This is a genomic window from Suipraeoptans intestinalis, from assembly GCF_009696485.1.
Classification (GTDB): Bacteria; Bacillota; Clostridia; order Lachnospirales; family Lachnospiraceae; genus Suipraeoptans; species Suipraeoptans intestinalis.
In genome coordinates, this window is sequence record NZ_VULY01000018.1 from 386739 (window position 1) to 404602 (window position 17864).

Sequence of the window (17864 nt, forward strand, 5' to 3'; positions counted from 1 at the left end):
GGCCATTTTTCTATGGAGCCTATTCTATCAAAGCCGGCTGTCCTCCTTCTAACCACCGTCTACTTTTTTTCTGTTTTTCCCTCTTTTTTCCAGGCGGATTCCCCTTCCTTTCTGGCAAAGTCCTTGCAGATCAAATAACGAAACGGCAGAGAATTCTCCCTGCCGCCTTTTAATCGATCCAAACTCCTGTTGCCATCTACCACTTCTGTTTCCATCTGCCAGTGTGGTTTCTCCTGACAATCTGCTTTTTTCCTTTTTTATATCCCTATACCGTTTCATTCAGAAATATCCGGGAAACCGGCACAATGCTTTGTAGCCCGTCTATGGTTTCCTGCGTAAATCCTGCCTCCCCTGCCCAGCTTTCCAGGGACATTGCTCCAAACAGATAGGCTCCCAGCTCCTCGATTTTCACTCTGTCTTTCCCGGCCTTGTCACCTGGTTTGACCTGCAGCAGCCCTCCTTTTTTCCCGGACAAATACACGCTTCCGCAGTTTGCCTCGATCCAGGGATCCTCTATTTCCAAAACAAAGTCTACGTCCTGCCTCAGATACAGGGTCTCCAAAAAGCGGAGAAGATGTATGATCCGGATCATAATCTTTGGCTTCTTCAATGGCACAGGCTCTGTTTTGGGAAGAAGGATCCCATAGTCTTCCAGAATTCCATGTTTCCTGTACAGAATCAGCGCAGCTCCGTCGCTTTTATATTCCCGCAAAAGTCTCCTGTAATATCCCTCATCCCGTCTGGCATATATCTGATACCGTTCTTCCAGGCAGGCATTCACCCTTTCTGCCATTTCCCGGCAGTCCTTTTCTTCTGCAGGCTCTCCGGCTTTTGCCTCCTCCTCTGTCACATATTTTTTACATTGCTGATATACCGTACGAAATCCATAGGGAACATAGATCTTTTCCGAAGCCGGCATCAAAAACGTAAAGGATTCCCCGGATTGATACATCTCCTCCATTGCCTTTTTCAAAACCATGCCCATATAGCCCCTTTTTCGGTACGCCTTTTCCGTAGCAACCGCCACGATATAGTGAAGTATCTCCTGTCTGGGACCCACCTGCATACGATAAGGATTTAAATGCAGCATCGTCCGGATTCCTCCGTCTTCTTCCAGCACATACATCTGGTTCTCCTTTGTCTTTTCCTTGTAGTAATAGTCCACAAAAGAACTACTGTCCTCTGAAAAGACTGTTTCATACAGTTTCCTGGTTGTTCCATGCTCTTCTTTTTCTAATCTGCGCAGCCGCATCCTTCTTCTCCCACTCTTCCTGTCGTTTCCTGCTACACCTTTTTTACCGTTTTGGACAGCCGCATCCTGTACAGCCACCGCATGCCTGCCGGGGATCCACTGCATAGCTATAATTTTCCACAGTCTCCAAGCCTGCTATTGCCTGGGCGGAGATGCCTTCTTCTGCCCCGGTAAATCCCAGCCCCTCTTCCGTGGTCGCCTTAATATTGATCTGGGAGATCTGGATCTCCAAAGCTTCTGCCATGGTTTCCCGCATTGCCTGTACATATGGTTTTACCTTTGGCTTCTGCGCAATAATGGTTGCGTCAATATTGCCAATGATATACAGATTTTGATCCAGCAGCTCTCTGACATGCTTTAACAGCATCAGACTGGATATTCCCTTATAGGCCGGATCCGTATCGGGAAAATGTGTCCCGATATCTCCCAGCGCCGCCGCTCCCAGCAGGGCGTCCATCACTGCATGTACCAGTACGTCTGCGTCCGAGTGTCCCAAAAGACCTTTTTCCCAGGGGATCGTCACTCCCCCCAGTATCAGAGGTCTGCCTTCCACCAGACGATGAACGTCATAGCCCATTCCTATCCGCATCTTCTTCCTCCTTTTCTATCTCCAAGGCTCTGTTGTAATGATTTCCCATAGACTTTCTGCGCCTTCCATCTCCTTCTTTTCCGGCAGATTTTCCCGCAGGTTTCGTCATCAGTCCTCATCTTTTCTGGAAATCAGGTCTTTCACAGAGATCCCTATGGCCCAGATCCCCACCGCCACGCAGACCCCGCTGGCGATCAAAAAGAACGTGCTGTGTGCCGGATGGCTGGCCAATACCTTTCTGGCCAACTGAACCCCTGTAAAAATCAAATATCCTCCTGCCAGTATCCTAAGTAATTCTCTTCCCTTATTTGGCATAATATCTCCTCTTTCTACTTTCTTCTTTCTACTTTCTTCTTTCTTCTTTCTTCTTTCTTCTTTCTTCTTTCTCCATTCTATCTGTTTCTTCCTGTTTTTGCAATCGCTTCTCCTGTTGCCGGAAAAAAGGATTCAGACACGCAAAAAAATAAGAGAAACGATACCGTTTCTCCGAAAGTAGCGGGAACTGGATTTGAACCAGCGACACTACGGGTATGAACCGTATGCTCTAGCCAACTGAGCTATCCCGCCATATTGAAAAGATATGGGACCAATAGGGCTCGAACCTATGACCCTCTGCTTGTAAGGCAGATGCTCTCCCAGCTGAGCTATGATCCCATATACACAGTTCGTCTCCGAACCGACTCCGTAATTATACTATGGAGACTTTCTTTTTGTCAATCCCTTTTTTTCATTCCTGAGATTTTTAAACTGTCAAGTGTTAATGCGCACTTTCTTTCTGTCTTCTTGAGATTTGAGATTTCCTTAGATTTTTTAAAGGTCTGGATTTTTCAACTTGAAAAAGTGGGTTTCTTTCACCTACAGCCCGCATAGGAAAAGGCGTTTTTTGCTCTACAAAGAAAAAGCCCCGCAAACACCGGATTTACAGGACTTTCTTCTGTCATTCTTCTATCAAAAGCTTTCCACTAGCAGATTCCCTGCGCCAGCATCGCGTCCGTTACCTTCTCGAATCCTGCGATATTTGCTCCTACCACGTAGTTTCCTTCTGCTCCGTAACGCTTGGCGGCATCTGCCATGTTGTGACAGATATCTACCATGATCTTCTTCAGCTTACTGTCTACTTCCTCAAAGGTCCAGCTCAGTCTCTCACTGTTTTGCGACATTTCCAAAGCAGATGTTGCGACTCCGCCGGCATTGGCAGCCTTTCCCGGGGCAAACAGTACCTGATTGGCCTGCAGATACTCGGTAGCCTCCAGTGTGGTAGGCATGTTGGCTCCTTCCGCTACCGCCAGGCATCCGTTTGCTACCAGCTGCTTTGCATCCTCCAGATCCAATTCGTTCTGAGTTGCGCAAGGCAATGCAATATCCACCTTCACGGACCATACGCCCTTTCCCGGATGATATTCTGCATTGGGACGGTAATTCTGGTACTCTGTCAGTCTTGCCCGCTTCACCTCTTTGATCTCCTTCAGCGCCTCCACGTCAATCCCTTCTGCGTCATATACCCAGCCGGTGGAATCACTGACCGTCACAACCTTTGCTCCCATCTGCGTCGCTTTCTCTGCCGCATAGATAGCCACATTTCCCGATCCTGAGATGGATACCGTCTTTCCCGCCATTTCCTGTCCGTTTAACTTCAGCATTTCTTCCGTCAGATACAGCAGTCCGTAGCCGGTCGCTTCCTTTCTTGCCAGGGAACCTCCGTAGCTCAATCCCTTTCCTGTCAGTACTCCCTCGTATACTCCGCGGATCCTTTTGTACTGCCCGAACATATATCCAATCTCTCTTGCACCTGTTCCAATATCTCCTGCCGGAACGTCTGTATCCGCTCCGATGTATTTACACAGTTCTGTCATAAAGCTCTGGCAAAACGCCATCACTTCTCTGTCTGATTTTCCCTTTGGATCAAAATCCGATCCGCCCTTTCCTCCGCCGATGGGAAGTCCTGTCAGAGAATTTTTAAAGATCTGCTCAAATCCCAGGAACTTGATGATCCCCAGATTCACGGAAGGATGCAGACGCAGCCCTCCCTTGTAGGGTCCGATGGCACTGTTAAACTGTACCCGGTATCCTGTATTTACCTGTACGTTTCCCTTGTCATCCACCCAGGGTACCCTGAATTTGAACTGTCTCTCCGGCTCTACCAGTCTCTCCAGCAGGCCTTCTCTTCGGAATTCCTCTTCCCGTTCTTCTACCACCACGCGAAGAGATTCCAATACCTCTTTTACCGCCTGATGAAATTCCGGCTCCGCAGGATTTTTCTCTACCACTCTTTCCAAGACTTCATCCACATAAGACATAACTGTATCCTCCTAAAGTATGTATTTTGCAAAAAACAAGGTGCATGCTGTTTTTCTGTGCCTTATTGTAAAGGATTCCTGTGAAAAACACAACGAATTTCCTTCAAAAAACACATTTTTCTGCAACACGCACCTGTCATTCTTTCATTTTGCCTGTTTTTTTGGTTGTTTTTTACAGTTTTTATGTCATTATTGAAGCATTTTTATTTTTATGTTTCGTTTTCTTTTTCGCTCTACCTACTTAAAGTACAAAACTCCCGACTCAAATATCTTAAGATCCTGTTCTCCGTAAATATTTTTTGCCACGGACCGGCCTCTTCTTTCCGAATGCGCCATCTTGCCCAGCACTCTTCCATCCGGACTGGTGATCCCTTCGATCCCGCAGTAAGATCCGTTTACATTCCACTCTTCCTCCATAGACAGAACGCCTTCTGTATTGCAGTAAGCCGTAGCAACCTGTCCGCACTCTATCAGTTCCTTCAGACACGCTTCGGACGCTACAAAACGCCCCTCTCCGTGGGAAGCCGGATTGGTATAGACCCCTCCCAGCTCTGCCCCCGCCAGCCAGGGAGATTTGTTACTCATCACCTTCGTATAGACCATCTTGGAAACGTGTCGCCCTATGGAATTGTAGGTCAGCGTAGGCGATTCCTCCGTCTGTCCCGCCACTTTTCCATCGGGAACCAGTCCCAGTTTGATCAGTGCCTGAAAACCGTTACAGATTCCAAGGATCAGTCCGTCTCTCTTCGCCAGAAGATCTTCCAGCGCCTCTTTCAGTTTTGCATGCTGAAATGCCGTTGCAAAAAATTTGGCGGATCCGTCCGGCTCGTCTCCCGCGCTGAAGCCTCCCGGAAACATGACGATCTGAGCCTCTCTGATGCTTTTTTCAAATACGGCAACGGAATCCTTGATGTCCTGGGCGCTCAGATTCTTAAAGACCTTGACGTTGGTCTTTGCCCCGGCACGCTCAAAGGCTGCCGCACTGTCGTATTCACAGTTGGTTCCCGGAAATACCGGAATAAATACTTCCGGCACTGCCACCCTGTGTCTGCATACATAGACGTCTTTTGTGTGATAGAGAACCAGCTCCGGCACTTCCTGCTTCGGTGCTTCCTCTGACGCAGTAGGAAATACCCGCTCCAGGGTCCCCGTCCAAAAAGCCTCTGCCTCTTCCAGGGAAATCCTCTCTTTTCTATAGAGAAACTCCGGCGCCTCCGTAACCTGTCCGATCCTTCTTCCTCTGGAGCACAGCTTTTCCCCGGCTCCCTGTGAAACTTCCAGGATCAGATCTCCAAAGGCGGGTGCAAACAGTTCTCCCGTTTCCAGCTCGGCGTCTAAGCGCACGCCCTTCGCATTTCCAAAAGCCATTTTACTGATGGCTGCCACGATTCCGTGACGATCCACGGCATAGGCAGATATGACTCTGTTTGCCCGAATGTCTTCCGTCACCCTACGATATGCCTCTTTTACCTTTTCATAAACGGGCAGGTCGTTCTCATCTCTTGCGATCCGGATCCAAAGCAGCTCATTTCCTGCCTCCTTCAATTCCGGCGTAATGATCTCCCCTTCCCTCGCCACATCTACCGCAAAGGAAACCAGTGTGGGGGGAACGTCGATCTCTTCAAAGGTGCCCGACATACTGTCTTTGCCTCCGATGGAGGGAAGTCCGAATCCCAGCTGCGCCGCATAGGCTCCCAAAAGAGCCGCCACCGGCTGACTCCACCTTCTGGGATCTTCCGTCATCCTGCGGAAATATTCCTGGAAGGTGAACCGGATGTTTTCCGGATCTCCTCCTGCCGCCACGATCTTGGCTACCGACTCCGTCACGGCATAGACAGCTCCATGGTATGGGCTCCAGCTGGACAGATAGGGATCAAATCCATAACTCATCAAAGTAACCGTATCGCAGTCGCCCTTCTGCACGGGAAGCTTTGCCGCCATCGCCTGCACTTCCGTCTTCTGAAATCTCCCTCCGTGGGGCATCAGTACCGTTCCTGCGCCGATAGAACCGTCGAACCGTTCCACCAGTCCCTTCTGGGAGCAGACATTTAAATCTGCCAGTGTTTTCAGCCACCTGTCCTTCACTGCTCCTTCCGGTCTTTCCCGGAAAAGGCTGTCCTGCCTTTTGGGCGCCTCCACGATCACCTTCGTTTCCTGATGGGCTCCATTGGTATCCAGAAATCTTCTGGACAGGTTGACGATCTCCTTTCCTCTCCAGAGAAGTACCAGCCTCGGCTCCTCCGTAACCACCGCCACTTTGGTAGCCTCCAGATTCTCTTGTGCCGCATACTGCATAAACGCTTCTGCCTGTGCCGGATCTACTACTACCGCCATACGCTCCTGGGATTCTGAAATGGCGATCTCTGTTCCATCCAGTCCCGCATATTTCTTCGGCACCTGATCCAGATCGATCCGCAGGCCGTCTGCCAGCTCTCCGATCGCCACCGATACTCCGCCTGCTCCGAAGTCATTACACTTCTTGATCAGCCTGCTGACTTCCTCCCGGCGGAACAGGCGCTGGATCTTGCGTTCCGTAGGTGGATTGCCCTTTTGCACCTCTGCGCCGCAAACCCGGGTAGACTCTTCCGTATGAACCTTGGAGGATCCGGTTGCTCCGCCGCACCCGTCTCTTCCTGTACGTCCGCCCAGCAGGATGATCACATCCCCCGGGTCCGATGTTTCCCGGATCACGGCCCTTCTTGGGGCTGCTCCCAGCACTGCTCCGATCTCCATTCTCTTTGCCACATAGTCCGGATGGTAGATCTCTTTTACCAGTCCGGTGGCCAGACCGATCTGATTGCCATAGGAGCTGTATCCGGCAGCCGCCTCCCTCACCAGCTTTTTTTGAGGCAGCTTGCCTTTTCTTGTCTCTTTTACAGAAACGGTGGGGTCTGCCGCCCCCGTCACACGCATTGCCTGATACACGTAAGTACGTCCGGACAGGGGATCCCGGATGGCTCCTCCCAGACAGGTGGCGGCCCCGCCAAACGGCTCGATCTCCGTAGGATGGTTGTGGGTCTCATTCTTGAAATTCACCAGCCACTCCTCTTTCTCCCCGTCTACCTCCACCGGCACTACAATGCTGCACGCGTTGATCTCTTCTGATTCTTCCTGGTCGGAAAGCTTCCCTTCTTTTTTCAGCTTCCGCATAGCCATCAGCGCCAGGTCCATCAGGCAGACAAATTTATCCTTTCGTCCCCCAAAAAGTTCTTCCCTGTCCGTCAGATACTTCCGGTAGGTACCCTCCATCACTTCCCGGTAGTCCCCTTTTTCAAAACAAACCTCCGTCAGTTCCGTGGAAAAGGTGGTGTGACGGCAATGGTCGGACCAGTAAGTATCCAGCACACGGATTTCCGTCATAGACGGATCTCTCTTTTCTTCGGCAGCAAAATAGGTCTGAATATGTGCAAAATCCTTCAAAGTCATGGCCAGTCCCAAGGACTGATACAACTCCTTTAACTCTTCCGGATCTCGTTTGCAGAATCCCTCCAGGATGCTCACGTCTTCCGGCTCCTCAAACACTGTAACCAGCGTTTCCGGTTTGGTCTCCTCCGTCTGCCTGGAATCTACCGGATTGATACAATGTCCACGGATGGCGTCCATATCCGCCTCGGACACGTCTCCGCCGATGACGTAGGTCACTGCCGTCTGGATCACCGGCTTCTCCTCTTCCTTGATAAACTGTATACACTGTACTGCCGAATCTGCCCTCTGATCAAACTGCCCCGGCAAAAACTCTACGGAAAACGCCTTTTCTTTCTCTTCCATCGGAAACTTCTCCCGATAGACCGTATCCACCGGAGGTTCCGCAAACACCCCGCAGCAGGCCTTTTCAAACATCTCTTCTGTGACATGTTCCACATCGTATCGGATCAGTACCCGAACAGAGGTAACCTGTTTGATTCCCAGATAATTTCTGATTTCATGTTTCAGTTCCTTTGCCCGAACGGCAAACTCCGGTTTCTTTTCCACATAGATTCGCTTTACCTGACTCATTTTGTTCCTCCACTTCTAAACCACTGCATCTGTTTTCATTGTAGCATAAGGAATTTTATTATTAAAGTTAATATAACTTAATATTTTTATAACTTATACTTATTTATTGCTCCTCACTTTTTGTGGTTTTTCTGCAGCTCCCCCTGCGCTCTTTGCCAGATTTTTTCCTTCCTTCCGTCTGTACAACCAGGCTGCCAGATAGATGCCTCCAAAAAACAGGAAAAAGATTCCTCCGATCCGTTTTACCATATCAAAAAAGAAACCTTCCGGCAGCATTTGGATCATGTAATCAGTTTCCGGGTCAAACAGCCACAGATCGTTCCGAAAAAACAGCTTGTGAAAGATCACAAACACCTGGCTGAAATCGACGGCACACCAGACGGCAAGAATTATCGCTGCGCCTCCCAGCAGCCAGGCTGCATTTCGATACCCCACTGCTATCCGCCTCTTCCACTCCCTTTCTTGGAACCTGATCCACAGGCATCCCAGAAGCGCAAGGATCAAGCAGATGTTCTGAAGCCTCAGCCCTCCCAGAAACAGTCTTTGTACGTCTTCCATGTGGAGCCGGTCCTGGTCATTAAAAAAATCCTGCCGCTTTCCGTCTACTGTCGTCTCAATGGACAGCTTTTCCTCTTTGCCTATGAGATAGTCCATCATGTAGACCGTCACTTTTTCCAGGTCTTCTTCCCTCATATCCAATTGATCTGCCACCTGATATTTCCTGTATTCTTTTTTAAAAAACCCATATCCCCCATCTCCGTACATGGCGATCTGAAAGCTGGTAAGAAGCATGGCAAAAATCACCAGGACCATGCTTCCTGCTGCAACGCTTTTTGATAGTAGTTTCATTGCTTCCCCTTTCTCTCTTCTGCTTCCTTTTGTCCTTTTAAGACTCCCGAATGCTTTTCCACACTTTTTTCGGCTACCATTTTATCACAAACCCGGTTGTAATTCCCCGATTTTTCCCTTATAATGCATATTAGTTTTATAAGGAGGACTTATCATGGATATTAATTACGAATTATATAAGGTCTTTTATCACGTCGCTTCCACCCTGAGCTTTTCCGAGGCTTCCAAGCAGCTGTTCATCTCCCAGTCTGCCGTCAGCCAGTCTATAAAAACCCTGGAAAAAAAGCTGGATCAGACTTTGTTCATCCGAAGCACCAAGAAAGTACGCCTGACCTCGGAAGGGGAGATCCTGCTGCGCCACGTGGAGCCTGCCATGAATCTGATCCAGCGGGGAGAATCCCAGCTTCTGGATACCGGAGCCAACCGTGGGCAGATCCGCATCGGAGCCAGCGATACCATCTGCCGCTATTTTCTGGTTCCTTATCTGGAAAAGTTCCACCGGGAATTTCCCAGGGTACATATCAAGGTTACCAACGCCACCTCCATCCACTGCGTAGAGCTGCTGGAAAGCGGAGTGGTGGATTTCATCGTAGTAAATACACCCAACGCCCACCTGGGAAATGTTGTGACCACCAAGAAGATCCACAGTTTCCGGGATGTATTCGTCGGCGGGTCTTCTTTTTCTCATTTAAAAGAAAAACCGCTTTCCCTGAAACAGCTGTTGGACTATCCGCTTTTGATGCTGGACAAAAAAAGCACCACCAGTGAATTTCTTCATTCCCTGTTTCAGCAGCATCAGCTGGATCTGGTTCCGGAGATCGAGCTAAGCAGCAACGACCTTCTCATCGACCTTGCTCGGATCGGACTGGGGATCGCTTTTCTTCCGGATTACAGTCTTCCGAAAGACCAGAAGGATCTGTTTGTCGTTCCCACAAAAGAGGTGCTTCCCATGCGCAGCCTGGTGATCGCCCAAAACAGCCAGATGCCTTCTTCCAAGGCGATGGAGGCTTTCCTTTCTTATTTTTAGGCAGATTCCTTCACTTCTCCGTAGTTCCTGTCACTCACAGAGCATAAGGACAGCGGCTTTTGCCCGTCCTTTCTGTGCCTACAGCAGCTTTCCTGCACAAAAGGCTGCCCCGCAGGCCGCTTCTTCCCGATACCGTGGGATCTCCAGCTTTAGCTGAAACAGTTCTTCCGCCATTTTCTGCATCAACGGATTTTGCCGGAGACCATTGCCGGAGCCTGCCAATCGGCCGGCCCTTCTTCCTGTCAGCCGACACATACTCTCATACTGCTGATAAAGTTCCTCTAAAATCCCCCGGATCACTCCTACCGTCATAGCGCCCGGATGGAAGTTTTTGACGGTGATCCCGCTGATTTCTCCCGTCTGTCCGGGATCCTTTCGGGTTCCGGAAAAAGTCGTCCGCACCTTCCAGGCCTGTTCCATCCCCTGTTCCTGAAGAAACGTTTCAGCATCCCGGTACATGGTTTCATAGCAGCTTTCCTGCCGATTGCCTGTCACTTCCCGATAAAACTGCTCCAGCAATGCGTAAGCCCGTCCCCCACATAAGGAGGATCCTGCCAGGAGATACCCATCTTTCATGCAGGGACGAAGCTCTATTGTCCCGTCTCCCTCCACATAGTTCCTGGAAACAAAGGAGATCTGACTGCCTGTTCCCACGTTGATCAAAACAGTATCGTAAACATCCTCTACCGCTCCTAGAAAGCTTGCCTGATTATCCCCGATGGCTCCCATCACAGGAATCCCTTCCCTGGTTTTTCCCACAAGGAACTGCTCTTTTTCTACCCGGGGAAGGTAGCTCAGATCCATGCCTGTCTGTGTCAGTTTCTCCCTGCAAAACTCTCCTGCTTCCAGCTGAAAGCCTCCCCAACTTGCCGCCATATCCATCCCAATGGCAGGTTCTGTCAGACCGCAAAGCTTCATGGCCACATAGTCGCTGATTCCGGCGATCCTTTTCGCCTGTCCGGGGATCTGCCCCGTCTTTTGCAGATACAGGTGGGTGACCAGTCCATAGCCGGCCGCTGCCGACCCTGTTGCCTCCCGCAGGATATCCACGCTGCTTTTTCCTTCTTCCAGGGGCCTAAGTCCCCTCTCATCCTGCCAGGTATACAAGGGAGTGACCGCTTCTCCTCTGCCATCCACATAGAGGATTCCATGCATTTGTCCTGTCAGCCCTATCGCCTCCGGCTGCCCCTGTTGACAGATCAGCTCATCCAGCGTTTCTTTTACCAGACGCCAGATCTTTTCCGGATCCTGTATTTTTTCTCCTGGTTCTTTTCCCTCCAAAAAGGACTGATGATGGATCGTCCTGCTTGCAAGTAACTCCCTTTTTTCCCAGTCTATCAGTACCATGCTGATACTGGTCGTTCCTATGTCAATTCCTATGATTTTCACGATATCACCATCCTTTTACTTTCGTATCCCATCTGTTTTTCCACTCTTTCTCATTCACTATCGCATCAAACACAGACTCAAGGAATGTCTGGATTTCTTCCATGACGAGTGGAAGTTTAAGTATCCACGGAGCAGGAAATCGACATCAATTGTTGCTCGGCTTTCAAAATTCGTTAAAGTATAAATGAACAATCCCCCTTTGTGTATGAGCGTATCCTCACATCCAGCTTTTGATAGCTTTCTCAAAAATTCTTCTTGCACAAAAAGCTGCAAACATTGCTGGTAATTGATACCGGAAGCTTTTGCTTTATTTCTCAGCTTTGCCAAAACGGAAGCCACAATATCTGCCATTACAACCACACTCCAATCAATTCTTCCGCCTTTTTCTGCACACGCAGTTTTTTTGCATACCTCATAAGGTTTGGTATATTCTTTCTCGGGTCATTCACATACCCTCGTATTGCTTTATTGAAAATTTCTTTATCCATTTTGCTCATATTTTTCAGAACATCACAAATTGTTCGGTCACGGTCATAAATTCGCACTTTTGTGAAATCAATCTCCCCTGTTGCTTCACCAAGCGTAACCAAATCGGACTCAAGGCGATATGCTTTAATGAATGGGTACTCTATGTTGGTTCGTAATTTTGAAACATTCCTGTCTATGGCAAAATTCCACTCAGTGGGGTTCCTATCGCTGTATGCATAATAGAATAGTGCAGTTTCCATACAAAGAACCGCATCGGGAAACAAGCTATTAATGATAACGATTTCTTTGACTTCGCAGTTTTCAATCCAGTGATAATACCCTCGTCGTATTCTTTCAATAAAACCTTCCTCTAAAAGTTGTTTAATGTCTGCATAGTATAGCTTGGCTTCAAGAAGTTCGGCAGTAGTCATAACATAGTGATGCCGATTGAACAGCTTTCTCACACTTTTAATATCGTTTTCACGAAGCATTTCTCCACCTCTGTTTCATTGCCTCAAATTCATTCATTGATTGGGTACTTTACTATATTATGTGCGATTTTCATATAGAAAGTCAATAGTAAACTGCCCACTCAGAAGCAAATAAGTGGGCAGTTTGCTATAAAGAAACATCTTTTTATATGGCATTATTAGAAATAGAAATTGTAAAAATGTGTTTTTTAAGTCTCAATATTTATTTAAATCTCCATACTTTCCGGATTAAGAAGAAAATCATAAATACTCATTACCAATATGCCGTCTTCATTATAAAGTGGTGCCACAGCATCCTTTGTAATAATAATTTTTTTAAATCCATCTCCTGTCCTTACCAATGAGCGTTGCTCCTGTTCCATCTTTTCTTGATCAGGTAGCGCATAGGCGGATTGAATATAAAATCTCTTTGATCCCTTATTGCAAACAAAATCCACTTCCAGCTGTTTTCTGATTTTCTTACCATTCTTATCTACTTCATTCATAACAACAACGCCTACGTCCACATTATATCCACGAACTTTCAATTCGTTGAATATAATGTTTTCCATAGCGTGAGTCTCCTCCATCTGCCTAAAATTAAGTCTCGCATTTCTAAGTCCAAGATCGGTAAAGTAGTACTTTGATGGAGTATTAATGTACTTTTTACCTTTGATATCATATCGAATTGCACTATCGACAAGAAATGAGTCTTTAAGATAATCTATATATTTGATTATTGTATCTTTGCTAATGGTCTTGTTCTTAACACTTTTAAATGTCGCTGATAGTTTGCTTGGGTTTGTTAAGGAACCAATAGCCGAAGATAAAATATTTAGAAGCTCTTCTAATTCAGTCTTATTACGTATGTTATTTCTTCCTGTAATATCAGAAATATAGGTTTCCTCAAACAGAGATTTTAAAAAATCGGATTTCTGATCAGCAGTTTCAAAGCTCAGTACAAGCGGTATTCCACCAAACAGTACGTAATCTCTCCATCCTTGTTGTCTATCACCCTCATATACGCTCATAAACTCGCTAAATGTTAGCGGATACATATGAACTTCATCCCCACGTCCACGAAATTCCGTAACAATATCCTTTGACAGAAATTTTGCATTACTTCCCGTTACATATACATCTACATTTTTCTTTCTGCCAAGGCTATTAAGAACTGATTCAAAATCATCAAGCATCTGAACTTCATCTAATAGAACATAATACATTCCATCATCAGATATTTTTTCCATTAGATGTGGAAATAAAACCTCTGGATCTCGATGCTTTTTATTCTCAAAAGAGTCGAATGCAATCTCAATAATATGATTTTCAGAAACCCCTTCGTTTGTCAGATACTCTTTAAAAAGATTAAACAAAAGATATGATTTTCCACATCTTCGCATACCTGTCACAACCTTAATTAATCCGTTATGCCTTTTTGAAATAAGCTTATTCAGATATATGTCTCTACGTATCTCCATAATGTATCACCTCATTGATTATTGAACAAAATTGCGGAATCCGCACTTTTGTTCAATAGAATTATACATCACAATAAAGCCCTAATCAATACTTTAATCGACATTTTTGCGGAATCCGCAGTTTCGTTCACCTCAGTTGTTTTGATACTATTAAACATTGAACCTTCGTCCTCAAGAATCTGAATCTGCTTCAGCATAGCAAGTGCAGACTTCTTTGCCTTATCAGTTTTCAGATTATTGAGAATCTCTATTGCTTCATTCACAATAGGATCAAGATTATCCGGTGCATCACCGTTTAATATATAATCAGCAGATCCTTCTTCATAATCCGCACTCTTTCCGGTGCCTTCCAAAACAGAAGCAAACCGAAAAATGAGCGCAAGAAAAAAGAGGCACCCTTCAGCCAGTTTCTGACTTTCCGGATGCCTCTACGGCTATGCCTTATTTCACTCTGTTTCAGGCAAAGACTATTTGCCTGCCTTGATAGCTGCCTGTGCGGCTGCCAGTCTTGCGATCGGAACACGGAACGGTGAGCAGGATACATAATCCAGTCCCAGCGTGTTGCAGAACTCTACGGAAGTCGGATCTCCTCCGTGCTCTCCGCAGATACCTACATGAAGCTTGCTGTTTGCCGGCTTGCCCAGCTGAATGGACATTTCCATCAGCTTTCCAACGCCTGTCTGATCTAATTTTGCAAACGGATCATTTTCAAAGATCTTTGCATCATAGTATGCATCCAGGAACTTTCCTGCGTCGTCACGTGAGAATCCAAACGTCATCTGTGTCAGGTCGTTTGTACCGAAGCAGAAGAAGTCTGCTTCTTTTGCGATCTCATCTGCTGTCAGGGCAGCTCTTGGGATCTCGATCATGGTTCCCACTTCGTACTTCAGCTCTACGCCTGCCGCTGCGATCTCAGCGTCTGCTGTCTCTACCACAAATTTCTTCACATATTTCAGCTCTTTCACTTCTCCTACCAACGGGATCATGATCTCCGGGCAGATATTCCATTCCGGATGAGCCTTTTTCACATTGATCGCTGCACGGATCACTGCTTTTGTCTGCATTTTTGCGATTTCCGGATAGGTAACTGCCAGACGGCATCCACGATGTCCCATCATCGGGTTGAACTCATGGAGAGAGTCAATGATCGCCTTGATCTGTGCAACAGTCTTGCCCTGTGCATCAGCCAGCTTCTTGATATCTTCCTCAGAAGTCGGTACGAACTCATGAAGCGGAGGATCCAGGAAACGGATGGTTACCGGATTGCCTTCCAGTGCCTCGTAAAGTGCTTCAAAGTCTCCCTGCTGCTCCGGAAGGATCTTCTCCAGCGCTGCTTCTCTTTCTTCCAGTGTCTCAGAACAGATCATCTCACGGAATGCGTCGATTCTGTTGCCCTCAAAGAACATATGCTCTGTACGGCAAAGTCCGATTCCTTCTGCTCCCAACTCTCTTGCCTTTCTTGCGTCCTCCGGAGTATCTGCATTTGTACGAACTTTCATGGTTCTGTACTTGTCTGCCCATGTCATGATACGTCCGAACTCGCCTGCGATCTGTGCGTCTACTGTAGCAATGATGCCCTCATAGATATTTCCGGTAGAACCATCCAGAGAGATAAAGTCTCCCTCTTTGTATTCTTTGCCGCCCAGTGTGAACTTCTTGTTTGCCTCGTCCATCACGATATCTCCGCATCCGGACACACAGCAGGTTCCCATTCCACGTGCCACTACGGCTGCATGAGAAGTCATACCACCGCGGACTGTCAGAATACCCTGAGCCGCCTTCATTCCTTCGATGTCTTCCGGAGAGGTCTCCAGACGAACCAGGATCACCTTCTCGCCCTTCAGATCCCACTCTTTGGCGTCGTCTGCTGTAAATACCACCTTACCGCAAGCAGCTCCCGGAGATGCTCCCAGCGCCTTTCCGATCGGAGTTGCTTTTTTCAGCTCTGCCGCGTCAAACTGCGGATGCAGCAGTGTATCCAGGTTTCTCGGCTCGATCATGGCTACTGCTTTTTCCTCTGTGATCATACCTTCGTCTACCAGGTCACAAGCAATCTTCAAAGCAGCCTGAGCCGTTCTCTTACCATTACGTGTCTGCAGCATGTAAAGCTTTTTATCTTCGATGGTAAACTCCATATCCTGCATATCTCTGTAGTGATCTTCCAGCTTGTTGCAGATACCGATAAACTGCTCGTATACTTCCGGCATGATCTCCTTGAGACCTGCGATCTTCTGTGGAGTACGAACACCGGCAACCACGTCTTCTCCCTGTGCGTTCATCAGGAACTCGCCCATCAGCGCCTTCTCTCCGGTAGCAGGATCACGTGTGAATGCAACACCGGTACCGGAAGTATCTCCCATGTTACCAAATGCCATCATCTGAACGTTTACCGCCGTTCCCCAGGAGTACGGGATATCATTGTCACGACGGTAGATGTTTGCTCTCGGATTGTCCCAGGAACGGAATACTGCCTGGATCGCTCCCATCAGCTGCTCCTTGGGATCTGTCGGGAAATCAGAACCGATCTTGGACTTGTATTCTGCCTTGAACTGCTCTGCCAGTACCTGCAGATCTTCTGCGGTCAGATCCACGTCTTCTTTTACGCCTTTTTTCTCCTTCATCTCATCGATGAGTTCTTCAAAGTATTTTTTGCCGACTTCCATAACAACGTCGGAGTACATCTGAATAAATCTTCTGTAGCAATCCCATGCCCAACGCGGATTACCGGACTTCTCAGCCAGTACCTTTACCACTTCCTCGTTGAGTCCCAGGTTCAAAATCGTATCCATCATACCAGGCATGGAAGCTCTTGCTCCGGAACGAACAGATACAAGAAGCGGATTTTCTTTATCCCCGAACTTCTTCTCTGTGATAGCTTCCATCTTCACGATCGCTTCCATGATCTGATCCATGATCTCCTGATTGATCATGCGACCGTCCTCATAGTACTGTGTACAAGCTTCTGTTGTCACAGTAAATCCCTGAGGCACCGGAAGACCAAGCTTTGTCATTTCCGCAAGGTTCGCACCCTTTCCGCCAAGAAGGTTCCTCATTGTTGCGTCACCTTCTGTAAACATATACACCCATTTTGCCATGTTTCATGACCTCCTAAACAAAATTTTCTAAGTTGCACATAACATTTTACTGTTTTTGCCTATTTTCGTCAAGCTTTTCGGCAGAATACATAAAAGTCCCCCGGACCGCCTCCCAAAAGGATATCCGAGGGACTTTTTCCGGCAATGGCAAGCCGGAATTTCCTTTTATTTTTCTAATTGCAGACATAGAGGATATAATATTTGTCTTCCCCGATCTCCAGCTCATAATCCCTCTCTTTCGCTCTCCATTTGTAAAGATGGCCCAGCTTCTTTTCCAAGAGGATCTTTTGTCCATTACGACTGATTTTTACTTCCTGGTTTCCCAAGTATAAAAGGTAAAGGTATTTCGCCTCTCCACCATGCCGATGCTTGGTGTTGCTTAGATCATAGTGTCCATCAAATATCTTTACTTTTTGGATGTCCACAAACCCGCTTTTTTCGGTAAAGGCGATTGGCTTTGACAGCTTCACTCCCAACCATACCAATATCGCCAAAACAGAAAAAAGCAGTAGCATTCTTTTTAATTTTTTCTCCATATCTCCTCTTAAAATCGAACAATAATGCAGGTACTATTATTAATATCAATACCATCCCAGTCTTCGTTGTATCGATCCCCCGTATGCTGTGAAACATAAATTTTTCCGTTTGATTTACTCTGTACAAAAGTCACATGCCAAATCTTATAGTCCTTTTTATCCATGTAGCCTATAAGATCTCCCGGCAATGCGTGTCTTTTCGCATCCGCTTTCGTTAGGTAAGCTCCCCCATTATATCCTCTTTCCAGTGTCCAATACTCTATAAAATCATGTGCTACATTCCAACATCTACGTGCCTGCTCCGTTCCATTCCATTGCCATTGAGTTCTAATCGGAGTCATTCCTGCCCAATGAACAATCTGTGATGCAAAATTTGTACAATCGTACTCATAAGCAAAATAAGCCAGATTTCTCG

General features: G+C 47.1%; 15 protein-coding genes, 2 tRNA genes and 1 pseudogene. 1 reads left to right on the forward strand and 17 read right to left on the reverse strand.

What is annotated here, in order from left to right; genetic code table 11:
* Positions 1-59 precede the first annotated feature (59 nt).
* The 9 genes from FYJ34_RS02475 to FYJ34_RS02515 all read right to left on the reverse strand — a co-directional run bounded on the left by FYJ34_RS02475 (position 60) and on the right by FYJ34_RS02515 (position 8983).
* Complete coding sequence (locus FYJ34_RS02475) at positions 60-215, reverse strand: hypothetical protein (protein WP_154475973.1); 156 nt, start codon at positions 213-215, stop codon at positions 60-62.
* 50 nt (positions 216-265) lie between these two features.
* Entirely contained in the window at positions 266-1330 is a 1065-nt protein-coding gene (locus FYJ34_RS02480; RefSeq protein WP_173017046.1) for a GNAT family N-acetyltransferase, read from the reverse strand.
* Positions 1296-1841: a 2-C-methyl-D-erythritol 2,4-cyclodiphosphate synthase gene (gene ispF, locus FYJ34_RS02485; protein WP_154475977.1), complete on the reverse strand. Its 546-nt coding sequence runs from the start codon at positions 1839-1841 to the stop codon at positions 1296-1298. The genes FYJ34_RS02480 and ispF overlap by 35 nt, the downstream gene beginning before the upstream one ends.
* 108 nt (positions 1842-1949) lie before the next feature.
* Positions 1950-2156: a hypothetical protein gene (locus FYJ34_RS02490; RefSeq protein ID WP_154475979.1), complete on the reverse strand. Its 207-nt coding sequence runs from the start codon at positions 2154-2156 to the stop codon at positions 1950-1952.
* Between the two features lie 178 nt (positions 2157-2334).
* Positions 2335-2408: transfer RNA gene (locus FYJ34_RS02495), tRNA-Met, on the reverse strand.
* Positions 2409-2422: 14 nt separating this feature from the next.
* Positions 2423-2495, reverse strand: a tRNA-Val gene (locus FYJ34_RS02500).
* 308 nt (positions 2496-2803) lie between these two features.
* Complete coding sequence (gdhA, locus tag FYJ34_RS02505; protein WP_154475981.1) at positions 2804-4138, reverse strand: NADP-specific glutamate dehydrogenase; 1335 nt, start codon at positions 4136-4138, stop codon at positions 2804-2806.
* Positions 4139-4375: 237 nt separating this feature from the next.
* Positions 4376-8134 (reverse strand): phosphoribosylformylglycinamidine synthase, encoded by a 3759-nt coding sequence (locus FYJ34_RS02510; protein WP_154475983.1) that lies wholly within the window; start codon positions 8132-8134, stop codon positions 4376-4378.
* 99 nt (positions 8135-8233) lie between these two features.
* Entirely contained in the window at positions 8234-8983 is a 750-nt protein-coding gene (locus FYJ34_RS02515; protein ID WP_154475985.1) for a TIGR01906 family membrane protein, read from the reverse strand.
* A gap of 154 nt (positions 8984-9137) precedes the next feature.
* Here FYJ34_RS02515 and FYJ34_RS02520 point away from each other — a divergent pair, with 154 nt between their 5' ends.
* On the forward strand, positions 9138-10010 hold the full coding sequence (locus tag FYJ34_RS02520; RefSeq protein WP_154475987.1) for a LysR family transcriptional regulator: 873 nt from the start codon (positions 9138-9140) through the stop codon (positions 10008-10010).
* 78 nt (positions 10011-10088) lie between these two features.
* Here the strand turns inward: FYJ34_RS02520 and FYJ34_RS14115 are convergent, their stop codons facing one another.
* The 8 genes and pseudogenes from FYJ34_RS14115 to FYJ34_RS15550 all read right to left on the reverse strand — a co-directional run bounded on the left by FYJ34_RS14115 (position 10089) and on the right by FYJ34_RS15550 (position 17856).
* On the reverse strand, positions 10089-11399 hold the full coding sequence (locus FYJ34_RS14115) for a sedoheptulokinase (protein ID WP_154475989.1): 1311 nt from the start codon (positions 11397-11399) through the stop codon (positions 10089-10091).
* A gap of 114 nt (positions 11400-11513) precedes the next feature.
* A pseudogene (locus FYJ34_RS02530) lies at positions 11514-11750 on the reverse strand (nucleotidyl transferase AbiEii/AbiGii toxin family protein); the annotation flags it as partial.
* Positions 11750-12358, reverse strand: coding sequence for a type IV toxin-antitoxin system AbiEi family antitoxin domain-containing protein (locus FYJ34_RS02535; RefSeq protein WP_154475991.1), 609 nt, complete (start codon positions 12356-12358; stop codon positions 11750-11752). The pseudogene FYJ34_RS02530 and the gene FYJ34_RS02535, both read right to left, overlap by 1 nt.
* Positions 12359-12564: 206 nt before the next feature.
* On the reverse strand, positions 12565-13818 hold the full coding sequence (locus FYJ34_RS02540) for an ATP-binding protein (protein ID WP_154475993.1): 1254 nt from the start codon (positions 13816-13818) through the stop codon (positions 12565-12567).
* 68 nt (positions 13819-13886) lie between these two features.
* Positions 13887-14171 (reverse strand): hypothetical protein, encoded by a 285-nt coding sequence (locus FYJ34_RS02545; protein WP_154475995.1) that lies wholly within the window; start codon positions 14169-14171, stop codon positions 13887-13889.
* 114 nt (positions 14172-14285) lie between these two features.
* The gene (ppdK, locus tag FYJ34_RS02550) at positions 14286-16913 is read right to left on the reverse strand and encodes a pyruvate, phosphate dikinase (RefSeq protein ID WP_154475997.1); all 2628 of its coding nucleotides are present in this window, start codon (positions 16911-16913) and stop codon (positions 14286-14288) included.
* A 173-nt stretch (positions 16914-17086) separates the two neighbouring features.
* Entirely contained in the window at positions 17087-17449 is a 363-nt protein-coding gene (locus FYJ34_RS02555) for a hypothetical protein (RefSeq protein ID WP_154475999.1), read from the reverse strand.
* Positions 17450-17457: 8 nt separating this feature from the next.
* Positions 17458-17856 (reverse strand): amidase domain-containing protein, encoded by a 399-nt coding sequence (locus tag FYJ34_RS15550; RefSeq protein WP_154478787.1) that lies wholly within the window; start codon positions 17854-17856, stop codon positions 17458-17460.
* Positions 17857-17864: the final 8 nt, after the last annotated feature.

Coding starts and splice junctions, on each gene's coding strand:
- FYJ34_RS02475 (WP_154475973.1), bottom strand. CDS start 215: ATGGAAACAGAAGTGGTAGATGGCAACAGGAGTTTGGATCGATTAAAA.
- FYJ34_RS02510 (WP_154475983.1), bottom strand. CDS start 8,134: ATGAGTCAGGTAAAGCGAATCTATGTGGAAAAGAAACCGGAGTTTGCC.
- ispF (WP_154475977.1), bottom strand. CDS start 1,841: ATGCGGATAGGAATGGGCTATGACGTTCATCGTCTGGTGGAAGGCAGA.
- FYJ34_RS02490 (WP_154475979.1), bottom strand. CDS start 2,156: ATGCCAAATAAGGGAAGAGAATTACTTAGGATACTGGCAGGAGGATAT.
- ppdK (WP_154475997.1), bottom strand. CDS start 16,913: ATGGCAAAATGGGTGTATATGTTTACAGAAGGTGACGCAACAATGAGG.
- FYJ34_RS02540 (WP_154475993.1), bottom strand. CDS start 13,818: ATGGAGATACGTAGAGACATATATCTGAATAAGCTTATTTCAAAAAGG.
- FYJ34_RS02555 (WP_154475999.1), bottom strand. CDS start 17,449: ATGGAGAAAAAATTAAAAAGAATGCTACTGCTTTTTTCTGTTTTGGCG.
- FYJ34_RS02515 (WP_154475985.1), bottom strand. CDS start 8,983: ATGAAACTACTATCAAAAAGCGTTGCAGCAGGAAGCATGGTCCTGGTG.
- gdhA (WP_154475981.1), bottom strand. CDS start 4,138: ATGTCTTATGTGGATGAAGTCTTGGAAAGAGTGGTAGAGAAAAATCCT.
- FYJ34_RS02520 (WP_154475987.1), top strand. CDS start 9,138: ATGGATATTAATTACGAATTATATAAGGTCTTTTATCACGTCGCTTCC.
- FYJ34_RS02535 (WP_154475991.1), bottom strand. CDS start 12,358: ATGCTTCGTGAAAACGATATTAAAAGTGTGAGAAAGCTGTTCAATCGG.